General features: G+C 73.9%; 17 protein-coding genes. 11 read left to right on the top strand and 6 right to left on the bottom strand.

The features are described from left to right. Positions 1-133 precede the first annotated feature (133 nt). Genes ACFUVW_RS04575 through ACFUVW_RS04560 form a run of 4 tightly spaced genes read left to right on the top strand, consistent with a single transcriptional unit; the run spans position 134 to position 5,756 of the window. Complete coding sequence (locus tag ACFUVW_RS04575) at positions 134-1,435, top strand: ABC transporter substrate-binding protein (protein WP_430570171.1); 1,302 nt, start codon at positions 134-136, stop codon at positions 1,433-1,435. After that, positions 1,432-2,385: a carbohydrate ABC transporter permease gene (locus tag ACFUVW_RS04570; RefSeq protein ID WP_430570170.1), complete on the top strand. Its 954-nt coding sequence runs from the start codon at positions 1,432-1,434 to the stop codon at positions 2,383-2,385. Before ACFUVW_RS04575 ends, ACFUVW_RS04570 begins: the two co-directional genes overlap by 4 nt. After that, positions 2,382-3,248 carry a carbohydrate ABC transporter permease gene (locus ACFUVW_RS04565; RefSeq protein ID WP_430570169.1) on the top strand — a complete coding sequence of 289 codons (867 nt, stop codon included), beginning with the start codon at positions 2,382-2,384 and terminating at the stop codon, positions 3,246-3,248. Before ACFUVW_RS04570 ends, ACFUVW_RS04565 begins: the two co-directional genes overlap by 4 nt. A gap of 45 nt (positions 3,249-3,293) precedes the next feature. Next, positions 3,294-5,756: a TIM-barrel domain-containing protein gene (locus tag ACFUVW_RS04560; protein WP_430570168.1), complete on the top strand. Its 2,463-nt coding sequence runs from the start codon at positions 3,294-3,296 to the stop codon at positions 5,754-5,756. Between the two features lie 33 nt (positions 5,757-5,789). Here the strand turns inward: ACFUVW_RS04560 and ACFUVW_RS04555 are convergent, their stop codons facing one another. Beyond that, entirely contained in the window at positions 5,790-6,821 is a 1,032-nt protein-coding gene (locus tag ACFUVW_RS04555; RefSeq protein ID WP_430570167.1) for a LacI family DNA-binding transcriptional regulator, read from the bottom strand. Positions 6,822-6,877: 56 nt separating this feature from the next. Here ACFUVW_RS04555 and ACFUVW_RS04550 point away from each other — a divergent pair, with 56 nt between their 5' ends. The 4 genes from ACFUVW_RS04550 to ACFUVW_RS04535 all read left to right on the top strand — a co-directional run bounded on the left by ACFUVW_RS04550 (position 6,878) and on the right by ACFUVW_RS04535 (position 11,760). Then, positions 6,878-8,740, top strand: coding sequence for a glycoside hydrolase family 2 protein (locus ACFUVW_RS04550; protein ID WP_430570166.1), 1,863 nt, complete (start codon positions 6,878-6,880; stop codon positions 8,738-8,740). Next, a complete protein-coding gene (locus ACFUVW_RS04545; RefSeq protein WP_430570165.1) occupies positions 8,737-9,903 on the top strand; it encodes a trans-sulfuration enzyme family protein in 1,167 nt (388 codons plus the stop codon). The genes ACFUVW_RS04550 and ACFUVW_RS04545 overlap by 4 nt, the downstream gene beginning before the upstream one ends. A 292-nt stretch (positions 9,904-10,195) precedes the next feature. Then, positions 10,196-11,188: an amidohydrolase family protein gene (locus ACFUVW_RS04540; protein WP_430570164.1), complete on the top strand. Its 993-nt coding sequence runs from the start codon at positions 10,196-10,198 to the stop codon at positions 11,186-11,188. After that, positions 11,185-11,760 carry a TetR/AcrR family transcriptional regulator gene (locus ACFUVW_RS04535; RefSeq protein WP_430570163.1) on the top strand — a complete coding sequence of 192 codons (576 nt, stop codon included), beginning with the start codon at positions 11,185-11,187 and terminating at the stop codon, positions 11,758-11,760. The genes ACFUVW_RS04540 and ACFUVW_RS04535 overlap by 4 nt, the downstream gene beginning before the upstream one ends. On the opposite strand, the gene ACFUVW_RS04530 is transcribed toward ACFUVW_RS04535, so the two are convergent. The 3 genes from ACFUVW_RS04530 to ACFUVW_RS04520 form a co-directional block, all read right to left on the bottom strand. After that, the gene (locus tag ACFUVW_RS04530) at positions 11,738-12,853 is read right to left on the bottom strand and encodes a M15 family metallopeptidase (protein ID WP_430570162.1); all 1,116 of its coding nucleotides are present in this window, start codon (positions 12,851-12,853) and stop codon (positions 11,738-11,740) included. The genes ACFUVW_RS04535 and ACFUVW_RS04530 overlap by 23 nt on opposite strands. A gap of 208 nt (positions 12,854-13,061) precedes the next feature. Then, on the bottom strand, positions 13,062-13,694 hold the full coding sequence (locus ACFUVW_RS04525; protein ID WP_430570161.1) for a DUF305 domain-containing protein: 633 nt from the start codon (positions 13,692-13,694) through the stop codon (positions 13,062-13,064). Between the two features lie 77 nt (positions 13,695-13,771). Continuing rightward, complete coding sequence (locus tag ACFUVW_RS04520) at positions 13,772-14,179, bottom strand: DUF6153 family protein (RefSeq protein WP_430570160.1); 408 nt, start codon at positions 14,177-14,179, stop codon at positions 13,772-13,774. A 110-nt stretch (positions 14,180-14,289) separates the two neighbouring features. Between ACFUVW_RS04520 and ACFUVW_RS04515 the strand changes: the two genes are divergently transcribed. Next, positions 14,290-14,607 (top strand): DUF4235 domain-containing protein, encoded by a 318-nt coding sequence (locus tag ACFUVW_RS04515; protein ID WP_430570159.1) that lies wholly within the window; start codon positions 14,290-14,292, stop codon positions 14,605-14,607. Positions 14,608-14,624: 17 nt separating this feature from the next. Here the strand turns inward: ACFUVW_RS04515 and ACFUVW_RS04510 are convergent, their stop codons facing one another. Next, on the bottom strand, positions 14,625-14,918 hold the full coding sequence (locus ACFUVW_RS04510; RefSeq protein WP_430570158.1) for a DUF4287 domain-containing protein: 294 nt from the start codon (positions 14,916-14,918) through the stop codon (positions 14,625-14,627). Then, positions 14,918-15,268, bottom strand: a complete 351-nt coding sequence (locus tag ACFUVW_RS04505) for a cupin domain-containing protein (RefSeq protein WP_430570157.1) — start codon at positions 15,266-15,268, stop codon at positions 14,918-14,920. Before ACFUVW_RS04505 ends, ACFUVW_RS04510 begins: the two co-directional genes overlap by 1 nt. A gap of 168 nt (positions 15,269-15,436) precedes the next feature. Between ACFUVW_RS04505 and ACFUVW_RS04500 the strand changes: the two genes are divergently transcribed. Then, positions 15,437-16,612, top strand: coding sequence for an ROK family protein (locus tag ACFUVW_RS04500; RefSeq protein ID WP_430570156.1), 1,176 nt, complete (start codon positions 15,437-15,439; stop codon positions 16,610-16,612). A 50-nt stretch (positions 16,613-16,662) separates the two neighbouring features. Next, a complete protein-coding gene (locus tag ACFUVW_RS04495; protein WP_430570155.1) occupies positions 16,663-17,910 on the top strand; it encodes a Gfo/Idh/MocA family protein in 1,248 nt (415 codons plus the stop codon). The last annotated feature ends 30 nt before the right edge of the window (positions 17,911-17,940 follow it).

The following is a 17,940-nucleotide window of genomic DNA, read 5'->3' as shown; positions in this document are numbered from 1 at the left end:
CGCTCGCCAGGCTAGGGCGGGGGCTCCCGGTCGGCGACCGCGGCGGCCGCCTTGACCCCAAATTTACAGCGCTGTATGTTCGCTCGCGGCCCGTCGCGGAGACGGCGCCGATCGTGGTCGAAGGAGACGTCACGTGAGATCGAAGTCGATGGCCGGCCCACCCGGAGCGGTGAGCCGGCGCTCGTTCCTCGCGGGAGCCGCCGGCGTGCTGGCCGCCCTCCCGCTGGCGGCCTGCGCCGCGCCCGCGGGAGGTGGTGGAGGCCGGACGCAGATCACCTTCTACGAGCAGAAGCAGGAGGTCATCGCCTACTTCGACCAGCTCCTGCGCCGGTTCGAGGGCGAGCACCCGGGCATCCGCGTCGTGCACGACTCCACGACGGCGATCGCCCCGCAGTTCGTGCGCGGCGAACCGGGCGACGTCGGCTGCTTCAACGACAACCTCGAGCTGGCCCGCTACATCTCCCGCGGCCAGATGAGCGACCTGTCCGAGCTCCCGTCGGCATCGACCGTGCGGACGGACATCAGCGAGCTCACGGACCAGTACGCCACGTACGCCGGGCGCACCAGCGTGCTGCCCTACTCGCTGGCCGCCGCCGGTGTCATCTACAACAAGGCGATCTTCGCCGAGCACGACCTACCCGTGCCGACCACGTGGACCGAGTTCGTCGACGTCTGCACGGAGCTGCAGAAGGCCGGCGTCACGCCGATCTACGCGACCGACCGGGACACCTGGACACTGTGGCAGGGCCTGTTCGACTACTCCGTCGGCAGCCTCGTCGACACGGGCGAGTTCTTCGGCCGGATGAAGGAGCTCGGCACCGACGTGGGGCCCGACTCGGACGTCTCGTTCGCGAAGACCCTCGCCGTCCCGATGGAGCGGGCCAAGACGATCTCGTCGTTCTTCAACCCGGACCACGCCGTGCGGGGGTACGCCGACGGCAACCTGGCGTTCGGCCAGGGCAAGGCCGCGATGTACCTCCAGGGGCCGTGGGCGCTGAGCCAGATCGCCCTCGTCGACGAGAAGCTCGAGGTCGGCACGTTCGCGCTGCCGGTGAGCGACGACCCCGACGAGCGCCAGGCGCGCGTCAACATCGACCTCTGCCTGTACATCCCCGTCGACACCGCGCACCGCGAGGAGGCCGTGGAGCTCGTCGAGTTCCTCATGCGTCCCGAGATCCTCAACACCTACAACGCCGACAACCTCGCGTACTCGACGCTCACGGACGGCCCCCCGCAGCAGGACGAGCGGCTCGCCGGCCTCCAGCAGTACGTCGACACCGCGGCCTTCTACCAGGGCGCCGGCACCTTCGTCCCGACCTCGATCCCGCTGGGCAACTACCTCCAGGAGGCGATCCGGTCGGGCAACTTCGACGCGATGCTCGACCAGCTCGACGCCGACTGGCGCCGGCTCGCGGGCCGGGAGGCGACCGTATGACCGCCACGACGACACCCCCCACGACACCCTCGACGGCCACGGGCGCGTCGTCACGGGGGTCGTCCTGCGCGACGTCCCGGCGCCGCCGGCACGGCCGCCCGGAGCCGATCGCGTACCTGTTCCTCGTCCCCGCCCTGCTGGTGTTCACCGTGTTCGTGGTGATCCCCGCGCTGGTCGGCATCTTCTACAGCTTCACCGACTACGTCGGGTTCGGGGACTGGAGCTTCCTGGGGCTGCGCAACTACACGGCGCTCCTCGGCGACCCGGGCATCCGCGAGGCCTACGGGTTCACCCTCGGCTTCGCCGTCGTGACCGTGGTCGTGGCGCAGGTCATCGCGCTGGTCCTCGCCATCGGCCTGTCCAAGCGCATCCGCTTCGCGGCCGGGCTACGGGCGATCTTCGTGATCCCGATGGTCGTCTCCGGGATCGTCGTCGCCTACGTCTTCAACTACCTGTTCTCGAACACGCTGCCGGCGTTCGCCTCGGCGGCGGGCTTCGACCCCCTGGCGCAGAGCATCCTCGGCAACCCCGACCTGGCGTGGCTCGCCATCGTCGTGGTGTCCGCGTGGCAGACCATCCCGGGCGCCCTGCTCGTGTACACGGCCGGGCTCACCTCGATCCCCGGTGACCTCTACGAGGCGAGCTCGCTCGACGGCGCCGGGCCCTGGCGGCAGTTCCGCTCGATCACGCTCCCGCTCATCGCCGGCTTCGTGCTCATCAACACGATCCTGGGGATCAAGGGATACCTCGGCGTCTACGACGTCATCGTCGGCCTCACCGGCGGCGGGCCGGGCAACGCGACGAGCAGCGTCGCGATGACGATCTTCGGCGGCTTCACGGGCGGCGACTACGCCTACCAGATGGCCAACGCGACGGTCTTCTTCGTGATCACGGTGCTCATCTCGGTGCTGCAGCTCGTCGTCTCCCGTGGAAGGACCATCCGCCTGTGACCGCCCTCGCTCCCGGCCTCGGCCGACGCCGGCCGCCCCGCGCCTCCCGCACGAGCTGGCCGCTCACGCTCGCGCTCGCCGTGTGCTCCTTGACCGTGCTCGCCCCGCTCTACGTCACCGTCACGATGGCGTTCAAGACGAGCGAGCAGTCCGTGGACGGCAACGCCTTCGCGCTGCCCGCGCCGTTCAACCCGGCCAGCTTCGCCGAGGCCTGGGAGCTGACCCGCTTCCCGGTGTCGTTCGGGATCTCGGTCGGCGTCGCGGCGCTCACCGTCGCCCTGACCCTGCTGCTCAGCTCGCTCGCCTCGTACGCGATCGTGCGCTACTGGTCGCACCGGTTCTTCCGCTGGTCGTTCGTGTACCTGCTCGCCTCGATGTTCCTGCCGTTCCCCGTGATCGCGCTGACGGAGATCAAGCTCACCGCGCTGACGGGCCTCGACAACCCCCTGGGCGTCGCCATCCTGCACGCCATGTTCCAGCTCGCGTTCAGCGTGCTGCTGTTCTCGGCGTACCTGCGGTCCATCCCGGTCGAGCTCGAGGAGAGCGCCCGCATCGACGGCGCGACGACGTGGCAGGTCTTCTGGCGCATCGTCCTGCCGCTGCTGGGCCCGATGATCGCGACGGTGGGCATCTTCGCCTTCCTCGCGTCGTGGAACGACTTCATGCTGCCGTCGATGATCGTGTCCGACCCGACGCTCCAGGTCCTGCCCGTCGTGCAGAACATCTTCCAGAGCCAGTTCGGCACCAACTACAACGTGGCGTTCGCGTCGTACCTCATGGCGATGGCGCCCACGATCGTCGTGTACCTGTTCGCCCAGCGGTGGGTCATCAGCGGCATCACCCAGGGCGCCGTGAAGAGCTGAGCGTCGCACCACCGACTGACCCGCACGCACCACCGAGGAGCTCCCGTGACAGACACCGCGACCGACCTGGCGACCGACACAGCGACCGACGCAGGGACCGGCACCGTCGGCACGACGTCCGCGCTGCCCGTCGTCCGACCGCTCCCCGGCGCGGCTCCCCGGTCCCGCCCGGGGCAGGAGGTGCGGGGCGACGGCTGGCGCATCACCGTCCTGACCGACTGCCTCTTCCGCGTCGAGTGGTCGCCGGACGGGGGCTTCGAGGACCGGGCGTCCACGTTCGCGGTCCGTCGCGACCTCGGCGAGGCCGAGTTCGACACGCAGCCCTGGGGCGACGGCGTCGAGATCACGACGGCGCGCGCGTGGCTGCGCTACGACGGGCGAGAGCCGTCGGCGCACGGGCTGGTCGTGGAGCTGCGCGGCACGGACTCCGGGCGCTGGCGCTACGGCGAGCCCACGCACGACCTGGGCGGGACCGCACGGACGCTCGACGACGCGGACGGCCGCATCCCCCTCGACCCCGGCGTCGTGTCCCCCGACGGCATCGGCGTGGTCGACGACACCGAGTCGTTCCTGTTCACCGACGACGGCTGGGTGGGCGGCCGTGCCGCCGGCCGGCGCGACCTGTACGTCTTCGCGCACGGCCGCGACTACGCCCGCGCGGTCCGCGAGCTCTACGCCGTCTCCGGCGCTCCGACGCGACTGCCGCGCTGGGCGCTGGGGAACTGGTGGAGCCGGTACCACCCGTACTCCGCCGAGTCGTACCTCGAGCTGATGGACCGGTTCGACGACGAGGGTGTGCCGTTCTCCGTGGCCGTCATCGACATGGACTGGCACCGCGTGGGCACGGTGCCGCCGGAGCACGGGAACGGCTGGACCGGCTACTCGTGGGAGCCGACGCTGTTCCCCGACCCGGCGGCGTTCCTCGGGGCGCTCCACGAGCGGGGCATGCGCACGACGCTCAACCTGCACCCCGCCGACGGCGTGCGCGCCTTCGAGGACGCGTACCCGGCGGTGGCCGCGGCCGTGGGGATCGACCCGGCCTCCGAGGCGCCGGTGCCGTTCGACCTCACCGACCCGGCGTTCCTGCGCGCCTACTTCGAGCTGCTGCACCACCCGCTCGAGGAGCAGGGCGTGGACTTCTGGTGGATCGACTGGCAGCAGGGGCGGACGTCGGGCCTGCGGGGCGTCGACCCCCTGTGGCTGCTCAACCACTTCCACCATCTCGACGCCGCACGGCACGGCGGGCCGGGCATGACGTTCTCGCGGTACGCGGGGCCGGGCAGCCACCGGTACGCGGTCGGGTTCTCCGGCGACACGGTCGTGTCGTGGGAGTCGCTCGCGTTCCAGCCCGAGTTCACCGCCACCGCCGCGAACATCGGGTACTGCTGGTGGAGCCACGACGTGGGCGGCCACACCCGCGGCGTGCGGGACGACGAGCTCGCCACGCGCTGGGTGCAGCTCGGCGTGCTCTCCCCGATCATGCGGCTGCATTCGGCGAACAACCCGTTCATCCGCAAGGAGCCCTGGCTCTTCCCGGCCGAGCACCGGCAGGCGATGGGGGAGGCGCTGCGCCTGCGCCACCGCCTGGTGCCGTACCTGCACACGATGAACCACCGGGCAGCCGCGGGGACGCCGCTGGTCCGGCCGATGTACCACCTCGAGCCGTACCGGCGCGAGGCGTACTCCGTGCCGAACCAGTTCGCCTTCGGCAGCGAGGTGCTGGTGGCGCCGGTCGTGACGCCGCGCAGCCGGGTCTCGCTGCTGAGCGGCACCCGTGCGTGGCTGCCGGAGGGCCGCTGGACCGACGTCTTCACCGGCGCGGTGTACCGGGGGGACCGGCACGTCGAGCTGCACCGGCCGCTCGAGTCCGTGCCGGTGCTGCTGCGCGACGGCGGCATCCTGCCGCTCGCCGGGCCGGACGAGCGGGACGCCACGCGCAACCCCGTCGCGCTCGAGGTGCTCGTCGCGCCGGGGGCCGCCGGGCGGCTCGACCTCGCGGAGGACGGCGAGGACGACCGGGACCTCCCGGCCGGGGCCCCGGACGACGGTCCCGCGGCGACGACGCCCATCGTCTGGGACCGCGACGTGCGCGAGCTGCGCGTCGCCGCCGTCCAGGGGAGGGCCGACGTCGTGCCGACCGACCGGGAATGGACGGTCACCTTCCTCGCGCGGCGGCCCGACGCCGAGGTGACGGTGGACGGCCGGCCCGTGCCCGTGACCGGCGAGGACGGCCGCTGGAGCGTGTCGTTCACGGCGCCGTCCGCCGCGGGCGCCGTCGTGCGCGTCGGGGCGCCGCTGCGCGTGGGCGTCGACCCGACCGAGGCCGTGCGCGCCGTGCTGGAGCGCGCCCAGACGGGCAACCCGGAGAAGCTCGCGGCCTGGGAGGTCGTGACCAGCGGCCGGGCGACCGTCGACCGGGTCGCGGAGCTCGACACCGTGGGCCTGCAGGACGACGTCCGCGGCGCGGTCGTCGAGCTTCTCGCGACGGTGGTGGACGACCCCGCGTGACAGGACTGCCCGGCCCTCGCCGAGGGGTACGACTCAGCGAGGGCCGGGTGCGGTGCCCGCGTCCGGCGCGCTCTCCCGGACGAGGAGGCTGTGCCCGACGGTGACGAGCCGGCCGGGCGCGTCGGTGCCGTCGACCCGCTCGAGCAGGAGGTCGAGCGTCCGCGCGGCGAGCGCCGTCGTGTCCGGGGCGATGCTCGTGATGCTCGGGGTGGTGCTCGCGGTGAGGACCGTGGCGTCCCAGCCGACGATGGCGACGTCGCCGGGGACGTCGAGGCCGCGCAGGTGCAGCGCGCGCAGCGCCCCGATGGCGGCGTGGTCGTCGCGGCACAGCAGCGCGTCCACCCGCAGGCCCCGGTCGAGGGCTGCGCCGAGTCCCTCCTCGGCGCCGAGCGCGTCGCCTGCGGGCCGGGGCACGAGGAGTCCCTCGTCGACCGTGAGCCCGGCCTGCTCGAGCCCGCGACGGTAGCCCTCGATGCGCAGCCGGGACGTGTGCGACAGCTCGCCGGTCTCGTGGCCGAGGAACCCGACGCGGCGGCGGCCGGAGCGGACCAGGTGCGCCACCGCCTCGCCGGCCGCCGCCACGTTGTCGATGGTCACCTGGTCCACGCCGGGGGCCTGCGGCGCCTCCCCGAGCAGGACCATCGGCGTGTCCTGGCCGTGCTCGGCCAGCTCGTTGACGGAGAGCGCCTGGGGGTGCAGGACGATGCCGTCGACGATGCCGGCGTCCCGGTCGCGCAGCACCGCCAGCTCGCCCTCGCGCGTGCCCCCGGTCTCCTCGAGGAGCAGCCGGTACCCGCGCTGGGCGCAGACGCGGGCGAAGAGGTGCGCGAGCTCGGCGAAGTAGGGCCACCGCAGGTCGGGGAAGGCGAGGGCCAGCATGCTGGAACGGCCGGTGGCGAGGCTGCGACCGCGGACGTCGGGCCGGTAGCCGAGCTCGTCGATCGCGGCGCGGACCCGCTCGCGCATCGCGGGGCTGACGTGCTGGTAGTCGCGCACGACGTTGGACACGGTCTTCATCGACACGCCCGCGTGCGTCGCGACGTCCTGGAGCGTCACTCTCTTCACGGGGATCACCGTAGCGCCCGTGGCCTCCCGCGTTTACAGCGCTGTATAGTCGCGCCGTGACCACGACTTCCGCCGCCGTCGACGCCGGCACCGCGCTCGACCACCTTCCCCTCGCCTCCCGACAGGACGGCACGTACCCGCGGCCGCAGCTGATGCGCTCCGCGTGGGCCACCCTCGACGGCACGTGGGAGTTCCGCCACGACGACGCGGACGCGGGTCTCGCCGCGGGCTGGGCCGCGGGGCTGGGCGAGAGCCGCGACATCACCGTGCCGTTCCCCCCGGAGTCGGCGGCGTCGGGCGTCGCCGAGCCCGGCTTCCACCCCGTGGTCTGGTACGCGCGGACGATCCGGCAGGCCGACCTCGAGGCGGCCGGGCGGTCCGCGGCCGCGCCGCGGGTGCTGCTGCACCTCGGCGCCGTCGACTACCGCGCCACGGTCTGGGTCGACGGCGCGCTCGTCGGCGAGCACGAGGGGGGCCACACGCCCTTCACCGTCGACCTCACGGCCCACGTGGGCGACGACGCCGAGCACCTGCTCGTGGTGCGCGCCGAGGACGACCCGCACGACCTCACCCAGCCGCGCGGCAAGCAGGACTGGCACGAGGACGCGCACGCGATCTGGTACCGGCGGACCACCGGCATCTGGCAGACCGTGTGGCTCGAGGCCGTCCCCGCCACCAGCGTCGAGCACCTGCGCTGGCTCCCCGCCGGCCCGGCCGCCGTCGACCTGACGGTGCGGTTCCGCGGCCCGCTGGCGCCCGGGTCGCGCGTCCGCGTCGCCCTCCGGTTCGACGAGCGCGACGAGGACCTGGGCACCGTCGAGGTCACCGCCGTACGCAGCACGCCCGTGGTGGACCTCACGGTGCCGGTCGCCCGGCAGCGCAACGGCCAGGCCGAGGACGAGCTGACCTGGTCGCCGGAGCAGCCACGGCTGGTCGACGCCGTCGTGTCCGTGCTCGACGCGGACGGCGCGGTGCTCGACGCCGTCTCGTCCTACCTCGGCGTGCGGAGCGTGGGCCTCGGCGACGGCTGCTTCCTGCTCAACGGGTACCCGTACGACGTGCGGTCCGTGCTCAACCAGGGCTACTGGCCCGACAGCCACCTCGCCGCCCCGTCCGCCGACGCACTGCGTCGGGAGGCCGAGCTGGTCAAGGAGCTCGGCTTCAACGCCTGCCGCGTCCACCAGAAGATCGAGGACCCGCGCTTCCTGTACTGGGCGGACCGGCTCGGCATCCTCGTGTGGGGCGAGACCCCCGGCGCCTACGAGTTCTCCGCGACCGCGGTGCAGCGGCTGACGCGCGAGTGGATGGAGGCCGTCGACCGCGACGTCTCGCACCCGTCGATCGTCACGTGGGTGCCGTTCAACGAGTCGTGGGGGATCCAGCACGTCGCCGACGACCCGGCCCAGCAGGCGTACTCGCGCGCGCTCACCGACCTCACGCGCGCGCTCGACCCGTCGCGTCCCGTGATCTCCAACGACGGCTGGGAGCAGCAGAACACCGACATCATCACGGTGCACGACTACGCCGGCGACGGCGCCGTGCTCGCCCGCCGGTACGCCGACGCCGCCGCGCGCGAGCGGGTGGTCGGCGGCATCGCGCCCTCCGGGCGCCGGCAGCTCGTCGGGGGCTGGGCCGACTCCGGCCAGCCGGTGATGCTCACGGAGTTCGGCGGGGTGAACTATCAGCCCGGCGCCGGGCGCGCCGACGGCTGGGGCTACACCGCCGCCCAGGACGGCGACGACTGGGTCGCGCGGATCACCGCGCTCTACGACGCCGTCCGCGCGAGCCGCTTCCTCGCCGGATCATGCTGGACGCAGCTCACCGACACGATGCAGGAGACCAACGGCCTGCTCACCGCCGGCCGCGAGCCGAAGGTCCCGATCGAGCGGATCCGCCGTGCCGTGACGGGGGAGCGATGACGGTCGCCGACGTCGACCGGGAGATCTGCGCCGCGGCGTGGTCCGGGCCCGGCCACGAGCCGGGGGCGGTCGCGCCTCCCGTGTTCCAGACGAGCCTGTTCACCAAGCCCACGTTCGCGGAGTTCGCGCGGCAGCAGGCGGCCGAGCACGAGAACTTCGTCTACAGCCGCGGCACGAACCCGACGGTCGCGTTCCTCGAGCGGCAGCTCGCCCTCCTGGAGCGCGGCGAGGCGGCCAAGTGCTTCGCCTCGGGGATGGGTGCGATCGCGGCCGTCCTCGGCGGCCTGCTGCGCAGCGGCGACCACGTGCTCTTCGTGAACAACGTCTACGGGCCCACCCTCGAGCTGGCGCGGCACCTGGGGCGTCTCGGCGTGGAGCACTCGGTCGTGACCGAGCCCGGTGCCGACGTCGCGAGCCACCTGCGCGAGAACACCGCGCTGGTCTACGTGGAGAGCCCGGGCACGATGCTCATGCGGCTCGTCGACCTGCGCTCGCTGACCGCCGTCGCCCGGCGCCGCGGCATCCTCACCGCGATCGACAACACGTGGGCCACGCCGCTCTTCCAGAAGCCGCTGGAGCTGGGGGTCGACCTCGTCATCCACTCGCTCACCAAGTACGTGGGCGGGCACAGCGACGTCGTCGGCGGCGCCGTGGTCGGGTCGGCCGAGCTGGTGCGCGAGGTCTTCTACCGCGGGCACCAGCTCTTCGGCGCCGTGATGTCCGCGATGGAGGCGTCGCTCGTGCTGCGCGGTCTGCGCACCCTGCCGGTGCGGATGGAGCAGCACCAGGAGAACGCGCTCCGGGTGGTCGACCACCTGCTGGCCCACCCCGCGGTCGCTGCGGTGCACCACCCGTACGCGACCCTCGGCCCGGACCACGACCTCGTGCGCAGCCAGCTCTCCGGCTTCTCCGGGCTGCTGAGCCTCGAGCTGCGTGACGCCTCCTTCGCGGCCGTGTCCCGGTTCGTCGACGCCCTGCGCGTCTTCCGGATCGGGGTGAGCTGGGGCGGCTACGAGAGCCTCGTCAGCTCGCCGGTGCGGGCGGACAACGCCGAACGGCTCGCGGCGGACGGCGTGCCGCCCGGTCTCGTCCGCCTCTCGGTCGGCCTCGAGGGGACGCGCGTCCAGGTCGACGACCTCGACCGGGCGCTCGCCGCCGTCTGACGCCGCCCGGGCCGCGGGCCCGCGCGGCGCCGGGTCAGTGGCCGAGGAGGACGACGACGGCGTAGGTGACCACGGCCGACGCCACCGTCAGCAGGGCCAGCGCGACCCAGCCGACGACGCGTGCTGCGCGGCCTGGCGCAGCCACAGGGGCGCGAGCGGGGCATCCTCGGGGTGCGGCACGCCTCGATGCTGCCACGGTGGCGGCGGGAACGACGTCCGGACCGCTCCGCGTGCGCGGCACGTCGTCCGGTGGGAGCGTCGCGGGTGACCCCGACGAACACCCGGAGGTGTCGTGACGCCCTCGACCTCGAGCCCCCTCGGCCCCGCGATCGACACGCACGCCCACGTCTACCCGGCCGCCTACCTGGACCGGCTGGAGCGGATCGGCGTGGACCCGGCCACGACCGCGATCGCCCGGGGCCTGCGGGCGGACTCCACCGCCGCTGACCTGTCCGAGCGGCTGCGCGGGATGGACGCCGCCGACGTAGCGTTGCAGGTGCTCGCCGTGACGCCGCAGGCCCCGGCCGGCCCGGAGCGGGGGCCTTCGCTCGACGCGGCGCGGTGGATCAACGACGAGTACGCGCGCCTGGTGGCCGCCCACCCCGGCCGGTTCCTCGCCTACGCGGCGCTGCCGCTGCCGCACGTCGAGGCGGCGCTCGACGAGATCCCGCGGGTCGCCGACGCGTCCGGCTTCGTCGGCTTCTCGCTGCCGACGGTGCTGCCGGGCGGGCTCTCGCCGGCCGACCCACGGTTCGACCCGGTCTGGGCGGCACTCGACGAGCGGGGCGCCGTGGTGAACCTGCACGCCACGGGGTCGGGCGCGCGTTCCGACCTCATCACCGGCCACGGCCTGACCTGGGTCAACGGTGCGCCGGTGGAGGACGCGATCGCGGTCCTGCACCTGCTCAAGGTCGACGTGCCGGGCAGGTTCCCGCGCGTGCGCCTGCACGTGGCGCACCTGGCCGGCGACCTGCCGTTCCTGGCCAGGCGGCTCGAGGACAACTACGAGGACTGGGGTGCGTTCCCCTCGTCGCCGCTCGGCGCCCTGCGGCGCATGTGGTTCGACGCCGCCAACTTCCACGAGCCGTCGCTGGCCCTGGCGGCCGAGACGCTGGGAGCGGACCGCCTACTCGCCGGGTCGGACCACCCCTACTTCCAGGGCGCGAAGTACGTGCGGGCATTCGACTACGTCCGCACCTCGCGGCTGTCCGGGCCCGATGTGCGGGCCGTCCTCGCCGGGAACGCGCGGGCGCTCTACGGACCGGACGCCATCATGGGGGCATGACCGACGGCCCCCGACCGCGCCGCTACGACCCCGAGCGCCGCGACCGCATCATCGACGCCTGCCTCGACGTCGTCGCCGCCCACGGTGTGGCGGGCACGACGCACCGGCGCGTGGCCGCGGCCGCGGACGTGCCGCTGGGCTCGATGACGTACCACTTCGCGGGGCGGGACAAGCTGTTGCGTGAGGCGTTCGGGCGCTTCACCCGCCAGGCGTCCGCGCAGTTCGACCGGCGCATGGCCGAGGCGCCGGACCGCGACGCCGCGCTCCGTGCCGTCGTCCGGCTCATCACCCTCGACGTCTTCGCCACCCAGCGCGACCTCGTGCTGTCGCACGAGCTCTACACGCTCGCCGCGCGCGACCCCGCGTTCCGCGACCTCACGAACGACTGGATGCGCCGCAGCCGTGCGGCGCTGGGCCGCCACTTCGACCCGGCGACCTGCCGCGTGCTCGACGCGTTCGTGGAGGGCATGAGCATCCACCGCGCCCTCGACACCGAGCCGCCCGACGGGGTGGACGTGCTCGACGCGGTGCGCCGGCTCGCCGGCCCGGTCAGTAGCCGCCCATCTGGGTGACGCCCGCGGTGAACTCCCAGTGCCACGGCTCGTACTTGGACCCGCCGGGGCGGGCCCAGTCGGGGTTGTCCCAGCCGTAGGCCGGGGCGTTCGCGGCGAGCCAGTCCCACCGGGAGCCGGAGTACGTCTCGGGGCAGATGTCGACCGCCAGGCCCCAGCCATGGTTCGACGTGCCGGGCACGGCCGCGAGGTACCCCTTGGCCGCCTTGGTCGCGACCTGCTGCGCGTAGCTGCGGAAGCCGTCCGTGATGCACATCGACTCGCCCCACGCGGCCTTGTACGCCTCGTTGAGCTCGGCGAGCTTGACGGCCGCGTCGGCGCGGACCTGCGTGCGCCCGTCCCACAGCGTGCACAGCTCGCTGGAGGGGATCTGCCCGTTGGAGCCGGTGCCGGCGGCCACGCCCTCGCACCCGGGCAGCACGGGCGGCGGGGCCTCGATCTCGCCCCGGTCGAGCTTCTCGACCGACATCTTCGCCTTGTCCGACACCGTGACGGTCGCGCCGCCCGACGTCTGCTTCACGGCCGAGGCCTGCGCGACCCCCGCCCGGGCCCCGCTGCGCGAGGCGCCGCCGGCGCGGTCGTCCACGGCGGCGGCCGCAGCGGCGGTGATGGCCTCGAGCGAGCCGGTCGTGGGCTGGTCGTCAGGCTCCGGGGCCGCGGCCTGCGGCGCGATGCCGGTGAGCGTCGTGGTGGTGGCGACGGCGACGGTCAGCCCGACGCCCAGGCCCGCCAGGCGGCCGGGGACACGCTTGCGCGCCGACTTCCGTGCGGGTCGGCGCTCCGTGCGGGTCGACGCGGTGCGGGAGGTCTCGGTGCGGAGGGCCGCGGGGCCCGCGGCCGGGCGGACGGGGGCGAACACGTGCGCGTGCACGACGGCGGGCGTGGCGGTGGCGGGCGCGTGGACGTGCACGGGAGCCACGGGCGCGGCGGCGGGTACGGCGGGTGCCGACGCGCGGGGCGGCACGACGTCGCGGGTGGGCTCCGGGACGTGGCTGCGGGCGTCGACGGGACGGCTGCGCCCGCCGCGGCCGGGGTCGCGCCGACTCGGGTAGGTGCGGGTGGCAGGGGCCGGTGCGGGCTGCGTCTGCGTCATCGCGCGACCTGCGCCGAGGCGTCGGACGGAGCGGGTGCGCCGCGGCGCGCGGTGCTCCTGTGAACGTGGGTTGTCATGCGACCTCTCCTGCTGCCTGAACCACCGGCCCGGCAGAACCTATCGCACCGGCGGGTGGAATGTCACGAAACGATCACGAGCTGGTCGGCGCGCGGTGACCCGGGCCGCCCTGGCCCGGGTCACCGGGGCGTCACCGGGACGCCAGGAGGTCCCGCATCTGCCGGATCTCGGCCGTCTGGCTGTCGACGACGGACCGCGCCATCTCGACGGCGCCGGCGTGCCGGCCGCCGGACACCTCGGCCTGCGCCATCTCGACCGCACCCTCGTGGTGGGCGACCATCTGCCCGAGGAACAGCCGCTCGGCGTCGGCCCCGGTCGCGTCCGCGAGGGCCTGGAGGTCCTCGGTCGACAGCATGCCCGCCATCCCGTGGCCCATGTCGTCGCCGGCCTCCGGGTCGGCGCCCCAGTCGTCGAGCCAGCCGGTGAGGGTCTCGATCTCGGGACCCTGCGCGGCCTTGACCTGCTCCGCCAGGTCGACGAGCTCAGGGCTGATGCCGTCCTTGGCGAGCAGGGCGTCCGACATCTCGATCGCCTGCTCGTGGTGGGGGAGCATCATCTGCGCGAACATCACGTCGGCGGCGTTGAACCCGGCGTCGGCGGCGGGGCCGGACGGGGCCGCGGACGACGTCGGGGTGCCGCCCGTGCCCGCCGTCCCGTGGTCGTTGTGGCCGCCGCCGTCGTCCGCGCCGCACGCGGCGAGCGTCAGGCCGACGGCGATGGCGAGCGCGGGCACGCGGGCGCGCGCGAAGAAGGTGTGCGTCATGAGGGGGCCGTTCTCGAGGTTCTCGGTGGGATCAGCGGCGGGCCGGCGTCCCCGGTCGGGGACGGGCCCGGGCGGTCCTACGTCCGAGAGATCCCGAGAGCGTGCAGGTCGGGGCCGGCCGCCGGGCGGGAGGCGGCCGGGAGCGGGAGCCACGCCACGGCGCGCGGCCCCTCGGCCCGCAGCAGGGCGCGCGCGCCCGGCCCGGCGAGCGCGAGCAGCACCGCCAGGATCATGAGGCACATCGCCGTGACCATCTCGTGGCCACCGCAGCCGCTGTCGCCGCAGCCGGCGGGCGCGCCGGCCCCCTGGGCGTCGGGGGCGTCGTGCGCCACCACGGCGACGGGGGCGTGGTGGTCGGCATGCGTCGTCGCGGAGCCGCTCATGGCGTGCATGAGGACGACGCCCACCACGAGCGCGAGCACGATCAGCACCCCGCCGAGGCGCCCGCGACGGCCCGTGAGCAGGGGGCGCACGGTGCGGATCATGCGTCCTCCTTCGAGCGGTGCGGTGGCCGGGACTGGGCCGACCTCGGCACTGTAACGAACGGACCGGCGGCGCCCGTGCGGGACACCCGGGCCCGGCCTAGCGTCGGGGCATGAGCGAGGACAACGACGTGGCCCGGACCGAGCGGTCGGGCGGCAAGGCCGCGAAGATCCTGTACCGGCCGGTGGGGATCGTCAGCTCGATCGTCGGTGGCATCGTGGCGGGGCAGGTCTTCAAGCAGGTCTACAAGCGGGTCGCGCCCGGGCACCCGGACGACGCGCCCACCCCCCTGCAGTCCGAGTACCGGATGCGGGAGATCCTGCTCGCGTCGCTGCTGCAGGGCGCGATCTTCGCCGTCGTGAAGGCGGCCATCGACCGCGGCGGCGCCCGGGCGTTCGAGCGGTGGACGGGGGAGTGGCCGGGCGACTGACCTGCCCGGCCCGCCCCTCACCAGTCCGCGGGCCGGGAGTCCTTCCCGTCGAGCCAGAGCCGGTCGCCGGCGTCGCGGTGCGTGCCCGTCGTGCCGACGTGCTTGGTGCTGATCCGGTCGCCCTTGACGATCACGTGCGCCACCGCCTGGGCGTGCCCGTGGCCGATCCCGTACGTCTCCTTGAGCCAGGCGACGACGGGCGTGGTCCTGCTCTCGGGGCCGAAGCCCTGCTCGGCGGCGGCGGCGACGATCTGGCGTGGCGTGAGCCCGGTCTTCGTCTCGACGGTGTCGAGATAGGCCTGGAACGACATCAGCGGTGCTCCTCGCTCTTGTTCTCCTGGATCATCATGGCGGAGGCGTGGATGCACATCATGCGCAGGACGCCGGTGCCGGTGTTGGTGAAGCCGTGCCAGACGTCGGGTCCCACGACGGCGGTGTCGCCCGCGCGGGCGACGACGGACTCGTCGCCGACGCGGATCGTGGCCTCGCCCTCCAGCACCGACCACGTCTCGGTGTAGGGGTGGCGGTGCAGGTCGGGGCCCTGACCCGGGTCGTTCGTGACGAGGAAGAACGACACGCCGGAGCCGTGGTGGCGGCCCTCGAAGCGCAGCGTGCGCGAGCCCGGGATGCGGATGGTGTCGGCGGGGACGACGGCGGCCATGACGGCTCCTTCGGGGTGGTCGGTGGCTGACGTCGACCAGCGTCGCCGGGGCGACGGCAGCCCACGAGGGTTTCGACCGACGTCGAAAGGCAGGCTCCCCGCCCCGGTCGCGCAGGAGTTTTCCGGATTTCATTGACACGGTGAAGGAAAGCGCGCCACGCTCGGGGTGTGCAGCGCCGCGCAGACGTCCCCCGCCTCGGCTCCCTGGAGCCCTCCGCCCGAGCGGTCGTGCGCGCCCTGCTGCTGGCCGGGCCGCTGTCCCGGGCCGAGCTCGCGCGGCGCCTGGAGCGCTCGCCCGCGAGCATCACCAAGACCACGCAGCCACTGCTCGCCGCCGGCCTGATCACCGAGGACTCGGCGTCGCCGGGGGAGAGCCGCGGGCGCCCGGGCGTCCCGCTGGTCCTGCAGGCCGCGCGCCACCGGTTCATCGGGGTCAAGGTCACGTCGGACGAGGTGTTCGCGGTCCGCACGGACGCCGCCGGCCTCGTCGAGGCCTCCGGCCACCGCGACCTCGCGGACGTCGAGCAGGACACCGTCGTCGGGCAGATCCTTGAACTGGTGAACGAACTCCGGGAGCCGGGCGAGATCCAGGCGCTCGGCGTCGGCCTGGCGGGCCAGATGTCGCGGTTCGACGACACCGTGCGCCACAACCCGTTCCTCGGCTGGGACCAGGTGCCGCTCGCGGGGATCCTGCAGCGGGCCACCGGCATCCCCACCGTCCTCAGCGAGGACGCCCGGGCACTCACCGCCGGGGTGCAGTGGTCCGGCCCCGGCCGCGGCATGAGCGACCTCGCCGTCCTGACCGTCGGCGTCGGCGTCGGGCTCGGCGTCGTCATCGAGGACCGGGTGCTCGCCGGACCGACGGGCAAGGTCGGCCGGATCGGGCACATGCGGGTCGCGGACTCGGGCCCGGCGTGCGAGCGGGGGCACCGGGGCTGCGCCTCGGCCTTCCTCACCACGGCCGCCATCACCCACGGCATCGGGGTGCCGCGCGGGCGGACCGACCTGGACCTGGAGGCCGCGCTCGCGCTCGCGGACGACGGCGACCCGGTCGCGCTGCGCGTCTTCGCCGACGCCGGCCACGCCCTGGGGGTGCTGATCGCCCAGCTCGCGAACACGCTCGGCCTGCCCGCCGTGATCCTGGCCGGCGACGGCCTCGGCATGCTCGCGCACGCCCGCCCGGCGCTCGACGCCGCGCTCACCGAGCGCCTCGACCCCAACGCCGCCCGGCCGACGGTCGTGGCGTTCGACTCCGGCTTCGACGAGTGGGCCCGCGGCGCGGCCGTCGTCGCCTGCCAGTGGATGCTCGTCGATCCGCCCACCGACCGCACCGACCCGGCCTGACCACCCACTGTCCCAGCCCCTGTCCCGACCCCGTCACCCAGGAGGAACCGTTGTCCGCACTGCCTCTCGACCCCACGGCCCCGCTCGCGGCGGACGCCGGCTCGATCAGCGTCGGCATCGTCGGCGCGGGCCAGTTCTCGCGCAGCTTCGCGACGCTCTGGGACCTGCACCCGAACGTCGACCGGCTCACGATCACCGACCTGGTCCCCGAGCGCGCCAAGGCGCTGGCGAACCGCTACGACCGCGCCACCGTCGTCGACAGCTTCGAGGAGATGCTCGACTCGGACGTCGACGCCGTCGCGATCTTCACCCAGCGGTGGACGCACGCGCCGCTCGTCCTGGCGGCGCTCGAGGCGGGCAAGCACGTGTACTCGGCGGTGCCGATGGCCACCGAGCTCACCGACATCGAGGCGATCATCGACGCCGTCCGGCGCACCGGCCTCACCTACATGATGGGCGAGACGAGCTACTACAACCCGGCCACGGTGTTCATCCGCGAGAAGGTCCGCGAGGGCGCGCTCGGCCAGGTCTTCTACGCCGAGGGCGACTACGTGCACGACATGGACCTCGGCTTCTACGCCGCGTACCAGTACAGCGGCGGCGAGAACTGGAAGGCGACCGCGAGCTACCCGCCCATGCTCTACCCGACGCACGCCATCGGCGGCGTGCTCGGCGCGCTGCCCACCCGCGCCGTCAGCGTGAGCTGCATCGGCGTCGAGGACCGGCGCGGCGACGGCGTCTTCGACCGCGAGGTCAGCCAGTTCGGCAACAGCTTCTCCAACGCCACGGCGCTGTTCGAGCTGGCCGACGGCGGCGCGATGCGCACGAACGAGATGCGCCGGGTGGGCTACCCGTCGCACATCCGCGAGTCGCGGTTCCGCTTCTTCGGCACGGAGGCCAGCTTCGAGCAGCTCGCCCACCAGAGCGTGTGGAACGACAAGGAGACGTCGACGGACGTCTCCGCGGACTTCGTCCCGGTCCGCGGCGCGGGCGACGAGGCCGACCTCGCCGACGTCGACCCGGCGCTGCGCGAGGCGTTCACGTCCGGCTCCGCGCCCGTCCACGACCGGACGCGGCTGCCCGCCGCCTACGCCGACGCGCCGAACGGCCACGAGGGCTCCCACCACTTCCTCGCGGACGACTTCGTGCGCGCCGTGGTGACCGGCGAGCACGCGCCGGTGGACGCCTGGCTGTCCGCGCGGTTCACGGCGCCGGGCATCGTGGCGCACGCCTCCGCGCTGGCGGGCGGCGAGCGCCTGCCGATCCCGGACTTCGGGAGCCGCCCCGCGCGCGACTGAGCACCACCCGCGGCCCGGCGTCCTCGACGA

Source organism: Isoptericola sp. NPDC057391 (assembly GCF_042668085.1).
In the GTDB taxonomy this organism is placed as follows: domain Bacteria; phylum Actinomycetota; class Actinomycetes; order Actinomycetales; family Cellulomonadaceae; genus Isoptericola.
The sequence above is the reverse complement of the archived record's forward strand: the minus strand, read 5'-3'. Positions and strand labels throughout refer to the sequence as shown.